The organism is Oceanobacillus neutriphilus, from assembly GCF_014645515.1.
Lineage (GTDB): Bacteria > Bacillota > Bacilli > Bacillales > Amphibacillaceae > Oceanobacillus > Oceanobacillus neutriphilus.
In genome coordinates this window covers 48,484-67,723 of sequence record NZ_BMLW01000006.1, presented here as the reverse complement: position 1 = coordinate 67,723, position 19,240 = coordinate 48,484, and the positions used below count along the sequence as shown (strand labels likewise).

The 19,240-nt window shown below is 37.6% G+C and carries 19 protein-coding genes; 9 read left to right on the top strand and 10 right to left on the bottom strand.

Going from position 1 to position 19,240, the window contains the following annotated elements; all coding sequences use genetic code 11:
* Positions 1 to 74: 74 nt before the first annotated feature.
* The 4 genes from IEX29_RS10965 to IEX29_RS10950 form a co-directional block, all read right to left on the bottom strand.
* The gene (locus IEX29_RS10965; RefSeq protein WP_188734512.1) at positions 75 to 527 is read right to left on the bottom strand and encodes a hypothetical protein; all 453 of its coding nucleotides are present in this window, start codon (positions 525 to 527) and stop codon (positions 75 to 77) included.
* Entirely contained in the window at positions 527 to 1,288 is a 762-nt protein-coding gene (locus IEX29_RS10960) for a MurR/RpiR family transcriptional regulator (protein ID WP_188734511.1), read from the bottom strand. Before IEX29_RS10960 ends, IEX29_RS10965 begins: the two co-directional genes overlap by 1 nt.
* Before the next feature lie 123 nt (positions 1,289 to 1,411).
* Positions 1,412 to 2,725: a 6-phospho-alpha-glucosidase gene (locus tag IEX29_RS10955; RefSeq protein WP_188734510.1), complete on the bottom strand. Its 1,314-nt coding sequence runs from the start codon at positions 2,723 to 2,725 to the stop codon at positions 1,412 to 1,414.
* Between the two features lies 1 nt (position 2,726).
* Complete coding sequence (locus IEX29_RS10950) at positions 2,727 to 4,340, bottom strand: alpha-glucoside-specific PTS transporter subunit IIBC (RefSeq protein WP_188734509.1); 1,614 nt, start codon at positions 4,338 to 4,340, stop codon at positions 2,727 to 2,729.
* Between the two features lie 281 nt (positions 4,341 to 4,621).
* Between IEX29_RS10950 and IEX29_RS10945 the strand changes: the two genes are divergently transcribed.
* Complete coding sequence (locus tag IEX29_RS10945) at positions 4,622 to 5,638, top strand: oxidoreductase (RefSeq protein ID WP_188734508.1); 1,017 nt, start codon at positions 4,622 to 4,624, stop codon at positions 5,636 to 5,638.
* Positions 5,639 to 5,861: 223 nt separating this feature from the next.
* Here the strand turns inward: IEX29_RS10945 and IEX29_RS10940 are convergent, their stop codons facing one another.
* The 6 genes from IEX29_RS10940 to IEX29_RS10915 form a co-directional block, all read right to left on the bottom strand.
* Positions 5,862 to 6,686, bottom strand: a complete 825-nt coding sequence (locus tag IEX29_RS10940; RefSeq protein ID WP_188734507.1) for a PTS system mannose/fructose/sorbose family transporter subunit IID — start codon at positions 6,684 to 6,686, stop codon at positions 5,862 to 5,864.
* Positions 6,686 to 7,489, bottom strand: coding sequence for a PTS mannose/fructose/sorbose/N-acetylgalactosamine transporter subunit IIC (locus IEX29_RS10935; RefSeq protein WP_204799030.1), 804 nt, complete (start codon positions 7,487 to 7,489; stop codon positions 6,686 to 6,688). Before IEX29_RS10935 ends, IEX29_RS10940 begins: the two co-directional genes overlap by 1 nt.
* A 2-nt stretch (positions 7,490 to 7,491) precedes the next feature.
* Positions 7,492 to 7,962 carry a PTS sugar transporter subunit IIB gene (locus tag IEX29_RS10930; protein ID WP_188734506.1) on the bottom strand — a complete coding sequence of 157 codons (471 nt, stop codon included), beginning with the start codon at positions 7,960 to 7,962 and terminating at the stop codon, positions 7,492 to 7,494.
* Positions 7,943 to 8,377, bottom strand: a complete 435-nt coding sequence (locus IEX29_RS10925; RefSeq protein WP_188734505.1) for a PTS sugar transporter subunit IIA — start codon at positions 8,375 to 8,377, stop codon at positions 7,943 to 7,945. Before IEX29_RS10925 ends, IEX29_RS10930 begins: the two co-directional genes overlap by 20 nt.
* Positions 8,374 to 9,459 (bottom strand): tyrosine-protein phosphatase, encoded by a 1,086-nt coding sequence (locus IEX29_RS10920; protein ID WP_188734504.1) that lies wholly within the window; start codon positions 9,457 to 9,459, stop codon positions 8,374 to 8,376. Before IEX29_RS10920 ends, IEX29_RS10925 begins: the two co-directional genes overlap by 4 nt.
* A gap of 382 nt (positions 9,460 to 9,841) precedes the next feature.
* Positions 9,842 to 10,642: a MurR/RpiR family transcriptional regulator gene (locus tag IEX29_RS10915; RefSeq protein WP_188734503.1), complete on the bottom strand. Its 801-nt coding sequence runs from the start codon at positions 10,640 to 10,642 to the stop codon at positions 9,842 to 9,844.
* Between the two features lie 164 nt (positions 10,643 to 10,806).
* On the opposite strand from IEX29_RS10915, the gene IEX29_RS10910 reads away from it, so the two are divergent.
* From IEX29_RS10910 to IEX29_RS10875, 8 genes are all read left to right on the top strand, one after another.
* Positions 10,807 to 11,688 (top strand): LysR family transcriptional regulator, encoded by an 882-nt coding sequence (locus IEX29_RS10910; RefSeq protein WP_188734502.1) that lies wholly within the window; start codon positions 10,807 to 10,809, stop codon positions 11,686 to 11,688.
* Between the two features lie 106 nt (positions 11,689 to 11,794).
* Positions 11,795 to 12,163, top strand: a complete 369-nt coding sequence (locus IEX29_RS10905) for a CidA/LrgA family protein (RefSeq protein WP_188734501.1) — start codon at positions 11,795 to 11,797, stop codon at positions 12,161 to 12,163.
* Positions 12,160 to 12,834, top strand: a complete 675-nt coding sequence (locus IEX29_RS10900) for an LrgB family protein (RefSeq protein WP_188734500.1) — start codon at positions 12,160 to 12,162, stop codon at positions 12,832 to 12,834. The genes IEX29_RS10905 and IEX29_RS10900 overlap by 4 nt, the downstream gene beginning before the upstream one ends.
* Before the next feature lie 325 nt (positions 12,835 to 13,159).
* Complete coding sequence (locus tag IEX29_RS10895; protein WP_188734499.1) at positions 13,160 to 14,143, top strand: LacI family DNA-binding transcriptional regulator; 984 nt, start codon at positions 13,160 to 13,162, stop codon at positions 14,141 to 14,143.
* Positions 14,144 to 14,398: 255 nt separating this feature from the next.
* Positions 14,399 to 15,244 carry a sugar phosphate isomerase/epimerase family protein gene (locus IEX29_RS10890; protein ID WP_188734498.1) on the top strand — a complete coding sequence of 282 codons (846 nt, stop codon included), beginning with the start codon at positions 14,399 to 14,401 and terminating at the stop codon, positions 15,242 to 15,244.
* Positions 15,245 to 15,265: 21 nt separating this feature from the next.
* Positions 15,266 to 16,369 (top strand): Gfo/Idh/MocA family protein, encoded by a 1,104-nt coding sequence (locus IEX29_RS10885; RefSeq protein WP_229720179.1) that lies wholly within the window; start codon positions 15,266 to 15,268, stop codon positions 16,367 to 16,369.
* Positions 16,370 to 16,550: 181 nt separating this feature from the next.
* Positions 16,551 to 17,933, top strand: coding sequence for an MFS transporter (locus IEX29_RS10880; protein ID WP_188734496.1), 1,383 nt, complete (start codon positions 16,551 to 16,553; stop codon positions 17,931 to 17,933).
* Positions 17,934 to 18,029: 96 nt separating this feature from the next.
* Positions 18,030 to 19,133: a Gfo/Idh/MocA family protein gene (locus tag IEX29_RS10875; RefSeq protein ID WP_188734495.1), complete on the top strand. Its 1,104-nt coding sequence runs from the start codon at positions 18,030 to 18,032 to the stop codon at positions 19,131 to 19,133.
* Positions 19,134 to 19,240 lie beyond the last annotated feature (107 nt).

Genomic DNA, 19,240 nt, shown 5'->3' with positions numbered 1-19,240 from the left:
AACTACCAGGCTCAAACGAGCTTTATCAAGCCTTTACGTTTGAGCCTGGTAGTTAATTTTCCCTGCTATCCTCTTCACAACGAAACAATCGTCAACCTAAGCAAAATAATTCCGCAAAAAACAGTAAAAATAAGCAGAAAGATAGCCGCTGTTTTCACAAAAGTAGTCAGCGAGTCCGCTGCATCAGCTCGGCGAAGCTTCCGCTTTGTTATAAAAACAACAATAGCCATCAGTATATTGCCCACAACAATTTGTGAAGCAAGCATGAAATTCAGTAATTTCCCTGCTTTTCCTTTTTTAGTTCTTTGTTCTTTTGGCATGGAGTTCAGCAGATGACCCCAAAATGGATTGATTAAACTGATCATCAACAAGATCGTAAATATCGGTTCTTCATTAAAAAAAGCTTGAAATCCTTTGCCGCTTGCTTGAACAAGTAAAACTAAATAAATGATATAAATAATTGGAAGAATGATAGTTAAAGTAAGTGTTGCGGTATACCATTTTGTGAGATTTTGGTGTGTTTCCACTAGGCTTTCTCCTTTTTTAATGAATAATCTAAGTAACCTCGATAAAGCAAGTCCAGAATAGAGAATAAGCCGATAAATGATCGATGCTCAAATCCATAAAATTTTCCCAGTTTGGTTGATTCAAAGTAGATGTTGTAGGTACAGAGCTCAGCCAGTTTATTATTGCGGAGGCTCGTGATAGAGAGCGTTGGAATGCCTAAGATGGATAATTGTTTGATTGTGTCCATCTGATGGTTCAAATCTCCACTTAATGAAATAATAATGACCAGGTCACGTTTGTCCATTCTGGAAAGGATAACATCAAATTCACGTTCAGCTGGAATGATGAATAGCTGTTTATCACAGGACATTAGATTCCGGGACAACTCTTCCAGTACATTTTTTTGTCCCCATCCTGTAGCGAAGCCATACAACGTATCTGCAGAATAAATTTGTTCATAGATAGGCTCCATCTGAATATTGTGGAACATTTTTCGGCTTATTTCAAATTCATTTACTTGAATTTCAAATAAATCTGTTTTCGGTTGGTTTTCTGTTATTGCCAGTTCTGACTTTAAGCTGTATTTAAACTCACTATATCCGCTGAACCCAAGCTTTTGGGTCATTCGTAATATAGAAGATTTAGACATTGCACATGTTTTGGCGAGCTCTAAAATGCTCATTTGACTGCATTCTTCTATATGGTGGAGGACATAGTTTAATGTATCCAAATCGCTTTCAGATAGCTTATCAAAATGTTTATTCATTAAATCCTTAATCATAATGAAAGACCTCCTGCTGTTTCATCGTATTATCTATTATAGAGCAGAAGCTTTCTTTAGAGAAAGGAAAATCAGGCGAATACCAGGATTGTATAGAATTGGTATTCGCCTGAAGGGTAATAATTAATGCAATTCCGGCCAGAATTCTTTATTTGCTTCCATCAATTCATCTAGAATTTGTTTAGCTACTTCAGCATTCGGCACAGTTTTGGAAACTGTAAGAGCTTGCCATAATTTCTGATAAGATTTTTCAATATATGCTTCAACTACTAATTTTTCAACAGCTGCCTGCTGCTCCATTAATCCTTTTTGAAATTGCGGGATATTACCCTGGGTAAGCGGCTCGTAGCCATTGGCGCCAACCAGACAAGGTACTTCTACCATGGCTGTTTCATCGAAATTGTTAATAGCACCTTTATTTTCCACAATTAAGAGCATTCTTTCGTGCCTGTTATATGCAATAGCACGGGCAAGGTCTACGATATAAGAAGCATGATCACCGGCTTTTATGGTAGTTCCTTCTGAAGTGCCGGCCTCTACGATACGGTTACATTCTGAAAAGATGTTCTTTTCTCTGCCTTCCATAACCATATTGGCGCGGGTATGATTTTTATCAGAATGTGCTACTTCCTGATTCCCATATAAATAATACTTCAAGTAGGTGTTTGGCAGCGTTTCTGAATCCAGTGCCTGTACATCTTTTGCCACCTGGAATGTGTGCTGCCAGCTTGTATCGCTATGCTGACCTACGTCATAGCCGTGTTCTTTGACATATTCAATAATACGCGGTTTTAAATCATTGCCTTCTTTATCACGAATATCTGTCCACCAGCCAAAGTGGTTCAGGCCGTAGTATCTGACGTCCATTTCTTTTCGTGATTCTAAACCAATCGCTTTTGCCATTCTGCTCTCGATACCAATTGGCATGTCACAAATATTAAGGATTTTAGAATTTGGCCGTAATCTTCTGGTTGCTTCAGCAACGATGGCTGCAGGATTGGAATAATTCAGCATCCAGGCTTCTGGTGAATATTTTTCCATGTAATCTAAGATTTCCAGAACACCGGTGATGGAGCGCATACCGTAGGCAATTCCGCCGGGTCCACATGTTTCCTGTCCAACAACATTATATTTCAATGGGATTTTTTCATCTTTTTCACGCATTGCGTATTTACCGACCCGGATATGTGCCATGACGAAATCGATATCTGAGAATCCTTCCTCTGGATCGGTTGTTGCTGTAAAATTAACTTCTGGTGCCATTTCTTTCACGATAATTTCGCAGGCATCCGCTACTATGCTCTGACGTTCTTTATCGTTATCATATAATTTTAATTGACGCAGCGGGAATTTATCCAGGTTATTCAACAATAACATGACAATTCCTGGTGTATACGTGCTTCCTCCACCTGCGATAGTTACGGAAAATTTCTTCATTCTAATCTCTCCCTTTTTCTTCATGATTTCTTAGTAAATCAAATTGTTCCCGAACCTGAGGTACTGATAATCCGACAATGACTTGGAAGGCTGTACCATTTCGAACAACTCCATGTGCTCCGCCAGATTGAAATGCGCTGTCAGGCTGTACCTTTTCAACATCCTTCACACTGACCCGCAGTCTGGTTGCACAGTTTGCAGCGGAAGCAATATTCTCACTGCCTCCGAAGGCATCTAAGAAGGTCTGCGCTTGGTCGGTATATTGATTGGCGCCTTCCATGGCAACGTGATTTGAATCTTTTTCAGTTGCTTTTTTTGCTTTATAATCTTTTTTCGAATATAGCTTTGCTTCTTCATCTGCTGCTTCTCTTCCCGGCGTTTTCAAATTAAATTTATTGATTAAGAAACGGAATACAAGGAAATAAATCAACGTGAATGTTAAACCTACTGCAATTTGAATAAGATAGGTCTGCCAATGATTATTAAATAAAGGTATCCAATTCTTCGACATCATTGATAGCGCTCCGCCGCCAAAGTCCCCGACGACCCCAAGAGCATACATAGTGGCCGACATTGTCGCTGCAATTAAAGCATGTACAACAAATAGAACAGGGGCCAGGAATAGGAATGTGAACTCTAACGGCTCAGTAATACCTGCTAATACAGCAGTCAATGTAATTGGAATAAGTAACGCTGCTACCTTTTTGCGATTTTCTTTTCTGGCAGTATAATAGAATGCCAAGGCAATTCCAGGTGCTGCAAACACTTTTGAGTTACCATGAAGAGCGAAACCACCTTCAGGAAATAGTGTTTTTAACGGCTCTGAAGATTGAGCAAACGTAACCATATTTTCTGCCCATACTCTTTGCAGACCACCTTCAACAATTGCCGGGCCAAAGTTAAATGGCACATATACGAAGTGATGCAATCCTGTAGGAATTAATAGCCTTTCAAGGAAAATATAGATCCAGACACCAAAAGTACCGGAAGTAGCCATAAACCCTTGCAGAGATGCAATTCCACTTTGTACGATTGGCCATAGCCACGAAGTCAATACTGCAAAAGGTATCATCACAAAGAATCCAAGGATAACAATGTAGGCAGAGCCCTGGAAGATACCTAACCAGTCAGGTAATTTTTTCTCGAAATATTTATCATGCAGCCATACAACAATTAGAGCAACGAGTATAGCTCCTAGAATATTGGTATCCAATGTTTTAATACCTGCAATCATTTTTAAGCCACTGTCACCGCCGACTTCCTGTGAAAAATCGACACCGAATGTTGGACCGAATTGCTGTAATAGCATTGATACAAAGTAATTAAAAGTTAAGTAAATAACTAATGCTTCCATGGCAACTCTTCCGCTTGCTTTTTTCGCAAGACCGATAGAAAGTCCAATAAGGAAGAGCAGCTCCATTTGGTTAAATATCGTCCAGGCTCCTTCTTCTAAAACGGACCAGATACTATACCAAAGCGTGCCTTCTGATGCAATATCTCCAACGATTAATGGATTTTTCATGATGATTGTAAAGGCGACTGATATACCGGCAAAAGCGAATAATGAAACCGGGGTAAACATTGCGCCGCCAAAACGCTGAAGCTTTTCCATCATAATCTGTAACACCTCTCTTTTTTTTACAATTTATAATTTTACTAAACACAAGGAAATTATTGCATGCTGGTGAAGCGGTTTCAATATGATAGACTGTTTTTGGTATATTAGTCAGGGATAGGGAACCTTCCCAAGACTGCGGGAAAATTCCCGGAGGAGATAGCAGATCGGGCGATTATGAGAACAGAGAAAGCGGAATAAGTGCGCACTGAAGGGAAGTCTTTGACCCAATATAAGTTATAAGTAATAATAAAAGAAACCACATCTAAAAGGAGGTCGCTATGCTTACAATCGGTTATATAGGAAATGGGAAAAGCACAAACAGATACCATTTGCCATTCGTACTGCAGCGAGAGAATATAAAGGTGAAAACAATTTACCGGAGAAATCCTGACCATGATAACTGGGATAAAATTAAGGGAGTGCATTATACTTCTGACTTAGATGAATTACTGCGTGATGAGGATATTCAGCTGATTGTGATTTGTACAAAACATGACAGTCACTATGAATACGCGAAGCTTGTACTAGAGCATAATAAGCACTGTCTGGTTGAAAAACCCTTTATGGAAACCTCAGAACAGGCAAAGGAAATATTTGCATTGGCAAAAGAGAAAGGTTTAGTTGTACAGGCATATCAAAACAGACGTTTTGACAGTGATTTTTTAACCGTTCAAAAAGTGATAGAAGAAGGGAAACTCGGGGACTTGCTGGAAGTGGAAATGCACTATGACTATTATCGTCCTGAAGTACCGGAGTCTGCTGATTCCTTTGACCCCAATTCGTCATTTCTATATGGACATGGCTGTCATACGCTGGACCAGGTCATAAGCTATTTCGGTAAGCCGGATGATATACGTTATGAGGTGAAACAATTGCTGGGGCAGGGAAGAATGAATGATTATTTTGATCTCGATCTATATTACGGCGGGTTAAAAGTATCTGTGAAATCCAGTTATTTCAGACTGAAAGAAAGGCCGAGCTTTGTTGTCCATGGTAACAAAGGATGCTTTATCAAAGAAACAAAGGATCGGCAGGAAGAGCACTTAAAGCTATTTTATATGCCTGATAATAAGGATTTTGGTATAGATACCATCCATCATTATGGTGTGCTGATCTATATCGATGAAGAGGGAATCATTCATGAAGAAAAGGTGCCGTCCGTCAATGGTGATTACGGAAGAGTATACGATGATGTGTACGAAGCTGTTATAAATGGGAAGGATAAAACCATTACGGATGAGCAGACGCTGCTGCAAATGGAAATGTTAGAGACGGGAATTAAAGATTTGAAGTAAACAGAAAGATGATACAACTGTATTATCAGATAAAAGTTGGATGGACAAGCTGAATTGCTTATCCATCCAAGTTTTTTAATGTGTAAAGATACATTATTTAGCGTGGGAAATAGTACTGACAGCAAAAAAGCCTGAAACGAAGATTTGCAGCGTTTCAGGCTTTGAGCTTCATTAAGAAATAACAAATCAGCCATTTTTAATCCAATTATCCTTAAGTGATTATTTATAAGATTCCAAAATAAGTTAAGGCAATTGTCAAAAGCATCATAATGACAATAATCATGGCGGCATGAGAGCCTTTTGTTTTCTTAAGAACATGGTATACAGCAATTGTAACTGCCAGACTTAAAACAGACGGCATAATTTGATCGAGCATTTCCTGAATAGCTATGACGTTCTCGCCAACTTCACCGGTGACACTGGATCCCGTTGATATTTCCAAGGGGGTCTGCACCTTGATTATCGTTGAAATGAGTGCACCGACGACCATCAGTCCGACGACGTTAGCCATCGTGGAAATCCTTTGAATTAAATTGCTTTCCTGGTTATCATTCAGGAAGCCAATACCCTTTTTATATCCAAATACAATAGCATAATATCTAAGGCCAATGTTCACGATATTATAAAGAATAAACATCAGAATAGGTCCAATAATACTTCCGCTGAAGGCCAAGGATGCGCCGATACTTCCGATGATTGGAACCCATGTGAATTTAATCAGACTGTCACCTAGTCCAGCCAGTGGACCCATGAGGCCGGTTTTCAGTGAATTAATTCCTTCTTTTTCATCCGGTCCTGTTGATTCCTCCATAGCAGCTGTTACTGCTAAAATTACTGCATCACAATTCACATGAGAATTATAAAATTGGGCGTGTCGATGCATTGCATCGGATAATTCCTCTTTATCGGTATATGTTTTTTCCAATACAGGAGCAATCGCACGCATGAATCCGACACCCTGTAATGTTTCATAGTTCAATGTGATTCGCATGGTGTTTAATCGCATGAACAACTTCCATAAATCTCTTTTAGTCAGTTTTTGTTCCATTACAGATCATACTCCTCTTCTCCTGTATTTTTGGATGATTCATTTGCTCCATTTGCGCCTGCTGCCGTTTTGCGGGTAATCATTTCATAGAAATATGCAAACACAATTGCAATTAAAGTCATTGGCAGAATATCCAAGCCTAAGTAGGCAGAGAGAACAAATCCGAGAACTAAGAACATCCAAAGCTCAAACTTTTTAAGCATGGCAAGCATTAGTAGGGCAATACCTACAGCCGGGATGATACTGCCGGCGGTTTCCAATCCGTTAATGACAAAGGTTGGCAAAGCGTCTACAGCAGACTGAATCGCTCCAGCTCCAAAATAGAGAGCTATAAATGTAGGGACAGCACGGGCTGCACCGGTTAATAATGCTGGAGGGTAGATTAACCAGACGGTCCCTTTTACATCGGCGTTGTCGGCCAGCCGTTTTGCCCAGCTATTTAATGAAACATTGATTGTTTGAATTAATACGAGTAATTGCTGTGCCAGAATAGAAGTCGGAATAGCTAAAGTAATTGCAGTTGCAACCGCTGTTTCGATACTTCCATTCGTGCTCATAATAGCCAATGAAGTACTGATAATTGTTCCTGTGATGAGGTCGGGTGCCATATATGCCCCTACATTTCCAATACCCATCCACATAATTTCAAGAGTTGCACCGATCGCCAGCCCCGCTTGAACATCTCCTAAAATAAAACCGATGATCGGAGCAATTAATAAGGGTCTACGGAACATTTTTGTACTTACATCATCAATTCCGAGAATAAAAGCTATTAGGGTAATCACAATAATAGTCATAATCATGACTAAATCACCTCATTCATTTTTACACGTGCTTCGCTGGGTACCATTTGAATAGTGATATCTATATCCTTTGCAAGTAATCTTTCAAAGGAAGCTTTTTCTTCCGGCGTCAGTGATACTGCTTTTGTATATTGGGTGCGTTCTGCATTTCCGCGCATTCCGCCAACATTCAGGCTTTCAATGTTATAGCCTGCATTAACCAGCTTCTCAACATCCAGCGGGGAAGAAAACAGCAGCATGGTGTTTCGGGAAAGCGGATTTTTTTGAATGACCTCCAGGAATTTTTCAGGTGAAAAAATATGCAATTTAATATTGCTGGGTGCACTCATTTTCAAAACATTTGATTGAATTTTATCATGTGCGACAGTTTCGTTTAAAATAATTACCTGCTCAATACTATGAACATTCACCCATGTAGTTACGACTTGGCCATGAATTAATCGGTCATCAATTCTACAAAATTTCACACTCATCTTCATCTTCTCCTTTGTTTAGTTGCTCTGTTATATTTGTAAAGCCCTCTTGATAGGTGTTTTTCAAGGATCCCGCAATTTCATCTAAACTTCTTTCCCGATTGCTTAATAAATCAAGCAGCATTGGCAGATTTAAACCGCTGACAGCTAAGACATTCTCTTCAGAAAGCACGATTCTTCCGCTCATGTTGGAGGGGGTTCCTCCAAAAATATCTACTAAAATAACGGTTCCTGCGCTGCGGTCTAATTTATTTAATTCTTCCGCAAGCTCCTTTTCAGCATCTGCCAATGTTAAGTCCATGCTTACTGTGACAACACCATAATTATCCTGCTCTCCAACAATCATTTCTGCGCTTTTCAATGCATGCTTGGCAAATTCTCCGTGACTTGCAACAAGTACTGCTACTTGGCTCATTTTGCAACACTCTCCTCCAGATATATCTCTCTCATTTTTTCTATTTGCTTTTCTGTCAGTCCAAAATGCTGAATCATATAGGTATCTACTGATTCATACATCTCTTTCAATCTATCAATGCTGGCCTTCACATATTCTTCTCTGGTTTCAATCATCGCCATGAGATAGTTTAAATAGTCTTGATTCGATGTTAAATCGCTGTAGTGCTGATATTTTAATTGGTTCCTTTCTTTTCTGATAATTCCTGTAAGAACATAATCCCGAATGATCTCTTCTTCTTTCACATTTAACAGCAGTAGCAGGAACATAGAGCCTAAGCCTGTCCGGTCTTTTCCTCCTCGGCAGTGATGAACAAGCGGAAGATTTTCGCTGTCTGCACATATTTGAAGAAATTTTCCATAAGCATTTTTGGCTTCATCGGAATCAATTAATTTACGGTAATCTTCAATGACATTTTCGCCTTTGCCATTAATGTATTTAGGATCAATCTCACCATTTTCTAAAGCGCTTACAAGTTTTACGTTTTCGCTATGCAAATCGATCGCATTGGCTGCTGCTTCCGAGAAGCTTGAATGTGGATCGCAATGATAAGTATTTGCTACAGTTTCTATTTCTACATTTGGATTTATGCTGCGTTCATGGTCTGAACGATAATCGACAATGGTTTTCAAATTCATTCTTTCCAGCAGCTTTACATCTTCTGCATCTAATTTTGATAATTGATCGCCGCGAAATAGCAGTCCCCATTTTGTAACTCTGCCATCATTCGTTTCATAACCGCCCATATCGCGGATATTAATTGCTCCATGTAATTGGATGACACGCTCTGAAAAGATATTGGTCTGAATATCATCGGATTTAATTAAAAAATAATAAGGTCCTTCCGCTACGGGTAAAGAAACGGTAAACTCACCAGTTGAGCTGGTGTCGAGTAATTTGTTGATTCGTTCTGCTTTCGGTTCTTTACCTACATATAACTGATGTTCTGATTTTGATGAATTTGCTAATTGTATTGTCAGCTGATTATCGTTCCTCTGTATTTCTATATTTGAAATTGTGTATGGTTGTTTGTATTCCCCCACAAAATACCTCCTTTAGTGCTGCTCAGAATTTATACATATCATAAACTATGATAATTATTATTTCAATATATAAATTACGATAATAATTACCAAAAATAAGCGTGAAAGCAGTCTCTTTGCAATTCATTTTGCAAAAGAGCCTTCTGTTTATTTAAGAAATATAAAGTGAAACTTCATTTAGTGGGGGATTTTCTTTTCATCCTCCACTGAATGTTAGTTGAACCAATCGGGCCGTTACTGGCTGTTGACCTCCCACCTAGAATATTTAATTTTTCTCTATTCTAGAAGTGGGAGTCTTATAGCCAGTTACACTGCGATAAAAAAAGAACTTGAAAATAATTTTCCTTTTCTCAAGTTCTTGCGCGAAATTTTTTAATATTTTTTATAAATCTCCAACAATTTCTCTTGTTTTGAGTGTTTTATCTTTAAATTCTTCATCCTCCAGAAGAAAGGTTGTAATAACATCCATTAAATAAACCATTGAAAACTGCGAGTTGGAAAATTTTTCATCATGGACAAAACGGGTATTATATACGTAAAACACCAGATCACTTAATTTAGAAACGGGGTTCTCAAAATAACCGGTGATAGAAACAATGGTTGCACCATTTTTTTTTGCTTCTGTAAGTGTTTCTACAATGGAATGAGTAGTGCCGCTGTTTGAAATAGCTATATATAGATCTCCTGGTTTTGCTATGCTGGCCTGCATAAGCATCCATAAAGGATCAGAATAACTTTTTGCCGTTAAACCCATCCGCATTAACCGGATGCTGAAAAGGTCTGCGGTAACACCAGAGCTGCTGATGCCGATGATATTAATATTGGAGGCCTGTTTTATTAAGGTTAGAAATTCTTTAATTTTATTTATATCAATTAGCCGCTGTGTATTTTTGATAACGTTTTGATAGTATACAAAGACTTCGTCTGCTATCCCATGTGTTTCCTGATTCTCTTTCGTTTCTGCTTTGGCATTAATGAGAAATTTCATATCAGAATAGTTATTACAACCAATTCTTTTTACAAATCTTGTAATGGAGGCATTAGATGTGCCGGTTCTGTTTGCCAGCTCCCCAATTTTCATATTATTAATCTCATGGCTGAAGCGCAGTATGTAGTCAGCAATTTTCTTTTCTTGTTTGGAAAAGTTCAGATAGTCCTCTTGAATCTTCATTAAAATATCCATGATTCTCTCCTTTCAACAGGTGCGCACTGTTCTTTAGTTATCATTATAACTTGAGTGGATATTTGCTGGAAAGATTAACGAAATATTTCATTTGAATGGGGGAAGAATTAATGTTTTTCTAAAAAATGATATATTGGTTATAGTAAAAAACGGAGGTGACAGTTTTGGAATTAAAACAATTACTTTATTTTAAAGAAGTGGCGAAGTATAAAAGCATTACAAAAGCTTCCCAGCAAATACATATTTCCCAACCGGCGCTAAGTAAGTCTATTAAGTCTTTGGAGGAGGAGCTTGGAACGATTCTGATTATCCGCACTAACAAGACGATCGACTTAACAGATGCGGGAAATATGGTGCTGGAATACACAAAGGAAATAACAGGGTTAGTAGATGAAATGAAATTGACGTTAGATGATTTGACTAATTTTGCAGTAGGACAGTTAAATATTGGACTGCCTCCTTTTATTGGAAGTCTGTTTTTCCCGAAGGTTATGAAGAATTTTCATCGCAGCTTTCCTAATATTAAATTAGATATTACCGAATATGGGGGAGCCAGAGTTGTAAAAAGTGTAGAAGAGGGAGAGTTTGAGCTTGGTGTGGCGGTACTTCCTATAGATGAACAGGTTTTCGATGTTTATCCTATCGTGGAAGAGGAGATGAAGCTGATTGTTCATAAGGATCATCCACTGGCTTTATTTAATGAAGTAGATGGAAAGGAGCTAAGGGATGAAGAATTTATCTTTTACCACGAGGAATTTGCCTTAAATCAAATTGTGCGAAATCATTTCTTTATTACGGCAGGCTTTGAACCGAAAATTTTATTTAAGAGTATGCAGTGGGATTTGATGTCGGAGATGGTAGCAGCCAATTTGGGAATAGCCATTTTACCACAGTCAATCTGTAACCGTCTGTTTACGAAGGATATTAAAGTTATTCGTCTTAAACCGACTATCTTATGGAAGCTGGCTGTCATTACGAAAAAAGGGAAGTACATTTCCAATGCAGGAAGGAAGTTTATTGATTTTATTTTAACGGATTCATTATAACTTGTAGTTATGAAAAGTATGATTAATATGTATTTTACGAATGATATAAAGGAGCGTAATATGGTTATTAGTTAATTTGAAATCAAGGATAAAGAAGGGGAAACGGATGAAAATAATGGGGGTTATTTTACAAATAGGTTTTTTACATGTTTTTCTCTTCTTAGGAATAGCATTAAAACACTTTATTCCTTTGCCAATCCCGTCTTCTATGATTGGGTTGTTTTTATTGTTTGTAGCATTGTGCTGCCATGTAATCAAGCTGGAATGGGTAGAGCAGGGGGCTAAATGGCTAATGGCTGAGCTGTTGCTGTTCTTTATCCCTTCGGCAGTAGGAATTGTGAATTATCAACAGATTTTCAGTATGCAGGGGCTGGGGATTATATTCCTGATTCTTATCAGTACGATGATTGTCATGGGTGTAACGGCCTTAACTGCAGAAAAAGTATCTGCCAGGAAAAAGGGGGAAGGGCATTGATTATTGCAGTATTTACTATTGTAACGTATCTGATTTATTTACTTTCTAAAAAGATTTATAAAAAAGTAACCATAGCTGCCTTTCATCCATTGCTGCTGGCGCCAATACTATTAATCGTGTTAATCACCATCACTCATGTATCTGCCAATCAATACTTGCAGGGCTCGAAACTGTTGTCGCACATGCTGGCACCAGCTACAGTTGCATTTGCAGTTCCTATTTATAAGAACTTAGCGATTATAAAAAAATATCTCGGAACAATTGCCGTCAGCATTACAATTGGAACACTTGTGGCTATGGTTTCAACATTTTTATTATCAAAGTTAATTCATTTGAGCGATGATTTTATTGTATCTATTCTTCCAAGATCAATTACAACGCCTATTGCAATGGAGGTATCTAAAGAAATTGGCGGACTGCCGGCATTGACAACGGTTTTTGTTATTATAACCGGGATAGCAGGCGGAATTGTCGGCCCTAAAGTGCTGAAGTGGCTATCCATCAAGACACCGATTGCGAAGGGGCTGGCTTTAGGAATGGGAGCACATGGCGTCGGTACGAGTAAAGCATTGGAATATGGAAAACAGGAATCTGTTTTTTCTTCATTAGCGATGATTTTTGCTGCCTTAATTACATTAGTTTGGGGTACCTTGTTAACGACCTTTATTTAGAATGAAAAGTGTTGTCATTTTTACATTTAAAACTATTATATCCTGGAATTTTTCAACGAATCAATATACAAATAAAGAAGTACCTCTGCCGACAGGATAAATCTATCTATTGGAAGGAGGTACTTTTTTCATACTTGAGGAGATAATCCAAGTTCTTTATAGGTATAACAAAAAAGCTAAAATGAGAAGTATTTAATGTCTCAGACCATATTGAACAGATACTCTTTCAATTATATAAAATTGATTGTATGATAATAAAGATAAGAAAAATCAACTATATTCAAAAAAATGTAATCGATTACTTTTGATAATGGAGGAAGTACTAATGGCTACTATACAGGAAGTTGCTAAATACGCAGGTGTTTCTGTTGCTACAGTTTCACGTGTGATTAATACTCCGGATAAGGTTAAAAAACAAACACTGTTTAAAGTTCAAAATGCAATCAGAGAGTTAAATTATGAACCAAGTGTTTTGGGGAGAAGCTTGAGAACTTCCCGAAGCGGATTGCTTCTGGTGCTCTTACCCAGTGTTTCCAATCCATTTTATGCGCAAATAATAAATGGTATTCAAGATAAAGCGATAGCATCCGGATATAATATTCTCTTATGTGAAACAGACTCAGATCCGGATAGAGAAGTTATATTCTTTAATATGATTAAGAATAAGTTGGCTGATGGCATTATCTCCATGGATCCTACAGTGAATAAGGAGAGCTTAATTGAGCTTTCTAATAAATACCCAATTGTACAGTGCAGTGAATATGCTAAAGATAATACCCTTTCTTATGTAACGATTGACAGTAAACGGGCAGCTTATCAAGCTGTTAAGCATTTGATCAAACTCGGGCATAAAAAAATAGGACTTATAAATTTTGATAAAAAGTTCCTTTACGCATCAGAACGTTATAGCGGATATGAAAAAGCACTAAAAGAGTTTGATTTGAAGGTTAAAGATGAGTGGATCTATAATACCAAGTATTTAAATTTTGAGTCTGGACAGCAGGCAATGAGAGTTTTGTTGAATCAGACTGATCGGCCAACTGCTGTTTTTGCTGTTTCAGATGTATTGGCAGTAGGAGCATTGAAGGAGTTACATATAAATCAGCTGAAGGTACCAGAAGAAATGGCTTTGTTTGGTTTTGATAATATTGAAATTTCGAATGTGGTATACCCTCCTCTAACTACAGTAGCACAACCGATGTATGATCTGGGGGCTATCTCAGCTCAGATGCTTATGAGCAAGATTAAAGGTGAAGAAGTAGAAAGCCGTGTTTTGGATCATCAGTTAATTATTCGTGAAACTACCTGAAGGTGACTTTACAACTGACAAATATTGTTAAAAAATGAAAAAATAGATAAATACGAATTTTTACTTGACATTATTTTTGAGTAAATATAGACTTTGAAGTAATCGATTACATTTTCTGAAATTGGGATGTAATCTATCTTTTATAGGTTAAGAAATCTAAAGTATATTTCGAGAAAAAGACATAATAGTCTTGATAGGTTGTATTAATTAAATGCTCAAATGTAATCGATTACAAAATATGAAAAGGGGATGCATATGACATTATCTATGGGATTGCAGTTATTTTCAGTACGTGATGAGTTGGCAAAGGATTATTTTTCTACATTAAAAAAGATTGCGGATATTGGTTATCAGAATTTAGAATTTTTTATTCATGATGCAGATAAAGAAATGAAAATAGAGGGTCTGGAAGCGAAAGATTTAAAAAATAGATTAGAAGAGCTGGGACTTAAAGCGATTTCCATGCATGTATCTCCTCTTACTGATGAAATTTTGGAAGAGGCAATTACTTATAATTTAGAGCTGGGAAGTGGAGGAATAGGCTGTTCTATTGCATTTTTCAGTAATAAACAAGAGGTCTTAGATTTTAGTAAAACACTAAATAAGTATGGACAAAAATGTAAAGAGAAGGGTCTTGATTTCTATTATCACAATCACTTCCAAGAGTTTCAAAAATTTGATGGAGAACATGTCCTTGATATTATATTAGAGAACACGGACCCTGAACTGGTTAAGCTTGAATTTGATACTTATTGGACATTAAGAGGTGGCGTAGATCCGGTTGACTATCTGAAAAAAGTAAAAGATAGATGTAAAATTATTCACCAAAAGGATATGCCATCATCAACGAATCCAGTAAACGCTTTTGAAAGTATAGATGAAAATACAGTAATTGATTTTGATGCTTTCATCCCATTTTCTCAGCCTGAGTACTTCACGGAAATTGGAGATGGAATGATGGATATTCCAGAAATCATTAAAACGGCGAAGGATATTGGAAGTGCAAAATATATTTTAGTAGAACAGGATTTAACAACGAGAAATCAACTGGAAAGTATTGAAATCAGTTATAAAAATTTAAAAAAGATGCTAAATGAATAGTTATTTTGGGGGCTGATGCAGTTGAATAAAAATAAGTTGAAAATAGCGATTATTGGATGTGGAGGTATAGCTCTCCAAAAACATCTGCCTGCTCTTGCAAAACTTAAGGATAAAACAGAACTGGTAGGCTTTTGTGATGTCATAGAAGAAAGAGCTGAACAAGCATTAAAAGAGTACGGAGGTACAGAAGCAAGAGCATATATCGATTATAAAAATATGCTTGAAGAAATAGATATTGATGTAGTTCATGTGTGTACACCCAATATATCTCATGCAGAAATTACAATTTACTCACTAGAAGCGGGTAAACATGTTATGTGTGAAAAGCCTATGGCTATTAATGCTAAAGAAGCGGAACAAATGCTGGAAACGGCACGCCGGACAGGAAAAAAATTAACCATAGGTTACCAAAATCGATTCCGTCAAGACTCCATGATATTGCATGAAGCTTGTAAGAACGATGAGCTTGGTGACATCTATTTAACAAAAGCACATGCGGTAAGAAGACGGGGTGTACCAACATGGGGCGTTTTCCCTGATAAGGAAAAACAGGGTGGAGGACCGCTAATTGATATTGGAACACATGCGTTAGATTTAGCGTTATGGTGTATGAATAACTATAAACCCAAAAGTGTATTTGGATCGACTTATCAAAAATTGAAAGATAGGCCTGAAGGAAACATGTTTGGTCCTTGGGAGCCGGAGTCATTTGAGACGGAAGATTCGGCTTTTGGTTTTATAAAAATGGAAAATGGTGCAACAATCTTTCTGGAATCTGCCTGGGCTATCAATATGGTAAATACCAAAGAAGCTCAGGTAACCCTTTGTGGTACAAAAGGCGGCGCAGAAATGTTCGGGGAAGCTTTTTTAGACAAGGGGTATGTTGTATTTAACAATGTTGCTCATAATCAGCTAGTGGAGACAAAACCTTCCGGAGCCGAAGGAGTATATGGATTTTCAGGTGAATCACTTGAACAAAGAGATGCCGAAGCAACACAATGGATTGACTGTATTTTAAATGATACAGACCCTTTGGTAAAACCAGAAGAGGCTTTGGTTGTTACACAGATTTTAGAAGCTATTTACAAGTCTGCCGAAACGGGGAAAGTTGTTGAATTAAGTTAGTCAATGTGTTCAGATACATTAATGATTCTTGTGTGTAGAAAATGAAGAAAACAAAGCAGAAACTAGCCCGAGAAAAATTCTATTTAATGGTTACTCGGGCTAGCTTTATATAAAAAACTTGTTATTAATTCTGAAAATTTTTAGGTGAAGGAAATAAATTTGGGAGAGGTGGGGAAAAGATTTGGCAGAATTAAATGTTAGTCCTGTGGCGGCAGAAACGGACAATGGAAAACCTGAGAAATTGGGAATGTTGGAAAAAGTCAGTTATGGTTTTGGCGATTTGGCTTCAAATTTTGTTTGGGGAATGACAACAAGTTATCTGCTTTTCTTTTATACAGATGTTTTTGGGATATCGGCTGCAGTAGTCGGGACACTTTTTCTAATTACAAGAATTTGGGACGCCGTGAATGACCCTATTATGGGGATTATTGTGGATAAAACAAATTCAAAACACGGAAAAGCCAGACCATATATATTATACTTAGCAATTCCGTTTGCAATTTTAAGTGTGCTGACTTTTATAACTCCTGATTTTTCAACTACAGGGAAAATAATTTATGCGTACATTACTTATTGTTTATTAGGTATGATTTATACAGGGATCAATTTACCTTATGGCGCTTTAATGCCTCTCATGACCAGAGACTCCATAGAGAAGTCCAAATTAGGCAGCTTTCGGATGATGGGGTTAGCTGCAGGATCGATTGCAGTTTCTGCGCTCACACTTCCACTGGTAGATCTATTGGGAAATGGTAACCAGCAGCTGGGGTTTCCTATTACGATGGCCCTTTATTCAATAGTCGCCATCGTTCTATTTATGTTTACTTTTAAATTTTGTAAGGAACGTTTTACAGAACCAGTTGATCAGGATAACCCGATCGTGTTTAGAAAAGCTGCTGTCAATATGTTCAAAAATATCCCTTGGTTGATGGTTGCAGTTAATTCCTTGATTTATTTCTTGCGTATAGGTTTATTTTTTGGAGTATTAATATACTATGTAACTTATGTATTAGAACAGCCGCAGATGGTTCCGTTGTACTTAACTCTGGCAAATGTTGCGAATTTTGTCGGAGGAGCAATCGCTCCGTTTATTCTTAAAAGATTGGGTAATAGAAATGGAAGTATTATTTTACTGACACTTTGTATACCCCTATTCATTATCATGCTTCTTTTGGAGAATGGGTCATTTGCTATTTTTACAACAGTGTTTTTCATCGCATTTACTTTTATTGGTGTTAATGGTGCTGCAAACTTTGCCTTATTAGCAGACTCTATTGATTATCAAGAGTGGAAATACGGTAAAAGAACAGATGGGTTACTGTATTCAGCTTATAGCTTTGCGACTAAATTCGGCATTGCTATTGGGTCGGCTGCAGTAGCATATGCTCTAGCGTGGGCTGGGTATGATCCTGATGCTATTACTGCGTCCGCTCAGGATATGATAAGAGTTATTATGTATGCTGGTTTGATTGTTTTGACTATTATTCAAATTATAGCTTTATTCTTTTATAAATTGGATAATTTTCATGCTGACATTGTTGCTGATTTAAGACAGAGAGACTAAAATTTATAGTATTATAGATTTTGATTGTAAAATACTCTGTTTTTTGTAAGAGTTGAGTATGGGCTTTTAAAAGTGATTAAGAAAGGATTTTAAAATATGCAAAAAATTAATGTAGGGATTATCGGTTGTGGAAATATTAGTTCTATTTATTTTGAGAATTTGAAAGCGTTTTATAACATGGAGGTATTAGCTTGTGCTGATTTAGATATTTTCAGAGCCAAGGAGAAAGCACAGGAATTTAGTATACCAATAGCTTGCACGGTTGAAGAACTATTAGCTAATCCAGATATTGACTTAGTAGTTAATCTGACAAATCCCAATGCGCATGCAGAAATCCATCTTAAAACGATTCATGCTGGTAAGCACAGCTATAGTGAAAAACCTTTAGCAACGGAATTAAAAGATGGAGAAGAGATTATGGATTTGGCGAGGGAAAAAAACTTGCTGGTAGGTGTAGCCCCGGATACTTTTTTAGGCGGGGGAATCCAGACGGCCCGTAAATTAATTGATGATGGGTGGATAGGTACCCCCCTTGCTGCTACTGCTTATATGATGTACCGTGGACCGGAAAGCTTTCATCCCAGTCCGGGATTTTTATATAAACAGGGTGCAGGACCACTATTTGACATGGGGCCTTATTATATAACTGCACTTGCAACTTTGTTAGGGCCGATAAAGAGTGTATCAGGTATGGCAAAGATATCTTCTCCTAAGAGAGTTATTACTGGTGAAATTAACTACGGTGAGGAGATAGATGTGGACGTGCCGACACATGTGGCCGGGTTATTGGATTTCCAAAATGGAGTGATAGGTACACTTATTACAAGTTTTGATGTTTGGGGAACTAGGAGTTCAAATATTGAAATCCATGGTACTACCGGCAGCCTTATTGTCCCAGACCCGAATAATTTTTCCGGTTCTGTCTATGTGAAAAAACAAGGTCAATTGGATTTTGAAGAAGTACCACTTACGCATAGCTTTAGGGGAAATAGCAGGGGGATAGGAGTCTTGGACATGGCGGATGCTATTATTAAGCAAAGGAAGCATCGGGCAGATGGACACCTGGGGCTTCATGTATTAGAAGCAATGCAGGGATTATATACTTCCAGCCAGGAAAGGAAATACTATGAAATGACATCAAAATTCGAGATGCCTGCTTCCCTGCCGATGGATATTTTAAAAAACGGAAAAGGTATTTAAATGTAAGCTGGTAAACAGGTCAGGTTTATCATTCTAATTAAAAACATCCGGACCTAAAACTATGTAAGCTCTTGTTTTAGGTCCAGATGTTTCTTCCCAATATTCAT

Coding starts and splice junctions, on each gene's coding strand:
- IEX29_RS10960 (WP_188734511.1), bottom strand. CDS start 1,288: ATGATTAAGGATTTAATGAATAAACATTTTGATAAGCTATCTGAAAGC.
- IEX29_RS10955 (WP_188734510.1), bottom strand. CDS start 2,725: ATGAAGAAATTTTCCGTAACTATCGCAGGTGGAGGAAGCACGTATACA.
- IEX29_RS10950 (WP_188734509.1), bottom strand. CDS start 4,340: ATGATGGAAAAGCTTCAGCGTTTTGGCGGCGCAATGTTTACCCCGGTT.
- IEX29_RS10945 (WP_188734508.1), top strand. CDS start 4,622: ATGCTTACAATCGGTTATATAGGAAATGGGAAAAGCACAAACAGATAC.
- IEX29_RS10940 (WP_188734507.1), bottom strand. CDS start 6,686: ATGGAACAAAAACTGACTAAAAGAGATTTATGGAAGTTGTTCATGCGA.
- IEX29_RS10935 (WP_204799030.1), bottom strand. CDS start 7,489: ATGATTATGACTATTATTGTGATTACCCTAATAGCTTTTATTCTCGGA.
- IEX29_RS10930 (WP_188734506.1), bottom strand. CDS start 7,962: ATGAGTGTGAAATTTTGTAGAATTGATGACCGATTAATTCATGGCCAA.
- IEX29_RS10925 (WP_188734505.1), bottom strand. CDS start 8,377: ATGAGCCAAGTAGCAGTACTTGTTGCAAGTCACGGAGAATTTGCCAAG.
- IEX29_RS10915 (WP_188734503.1), bottom strand. CDS start 10,642: ATGGATATTTTAATGAAGATTCAAGAGGACTATCTGAACTTTTCCAAA.
- IEX29_RS10905 (WP_188734501.1), top strand. CDS start 11,795: ATGAAAATAATGGGGGTTATTTTACAAATAGGTTTTTTACATGTTTTT.
- IEX29_RS10895 (WP_188734499.1), top strand. CDS start 13,160: ATGGCTACTATACAGGAAGTTGCTAAATACGCAGGTGTTTCTGTTGCT.
- IEX29_RS10890 (WP_188734498.1), top strand. CDS start 14,399: ATGACATTATCTATGGGATTGCAGTTATTTTCAGTACGTGATGAGTTG.
- IEX29_RS10875 (WP_188734495.1), top strand. CDS start 18,030: ATGCAAAAAATTAATGTAGGGATTATCGGTTGTGGAAATATTAGTTCT.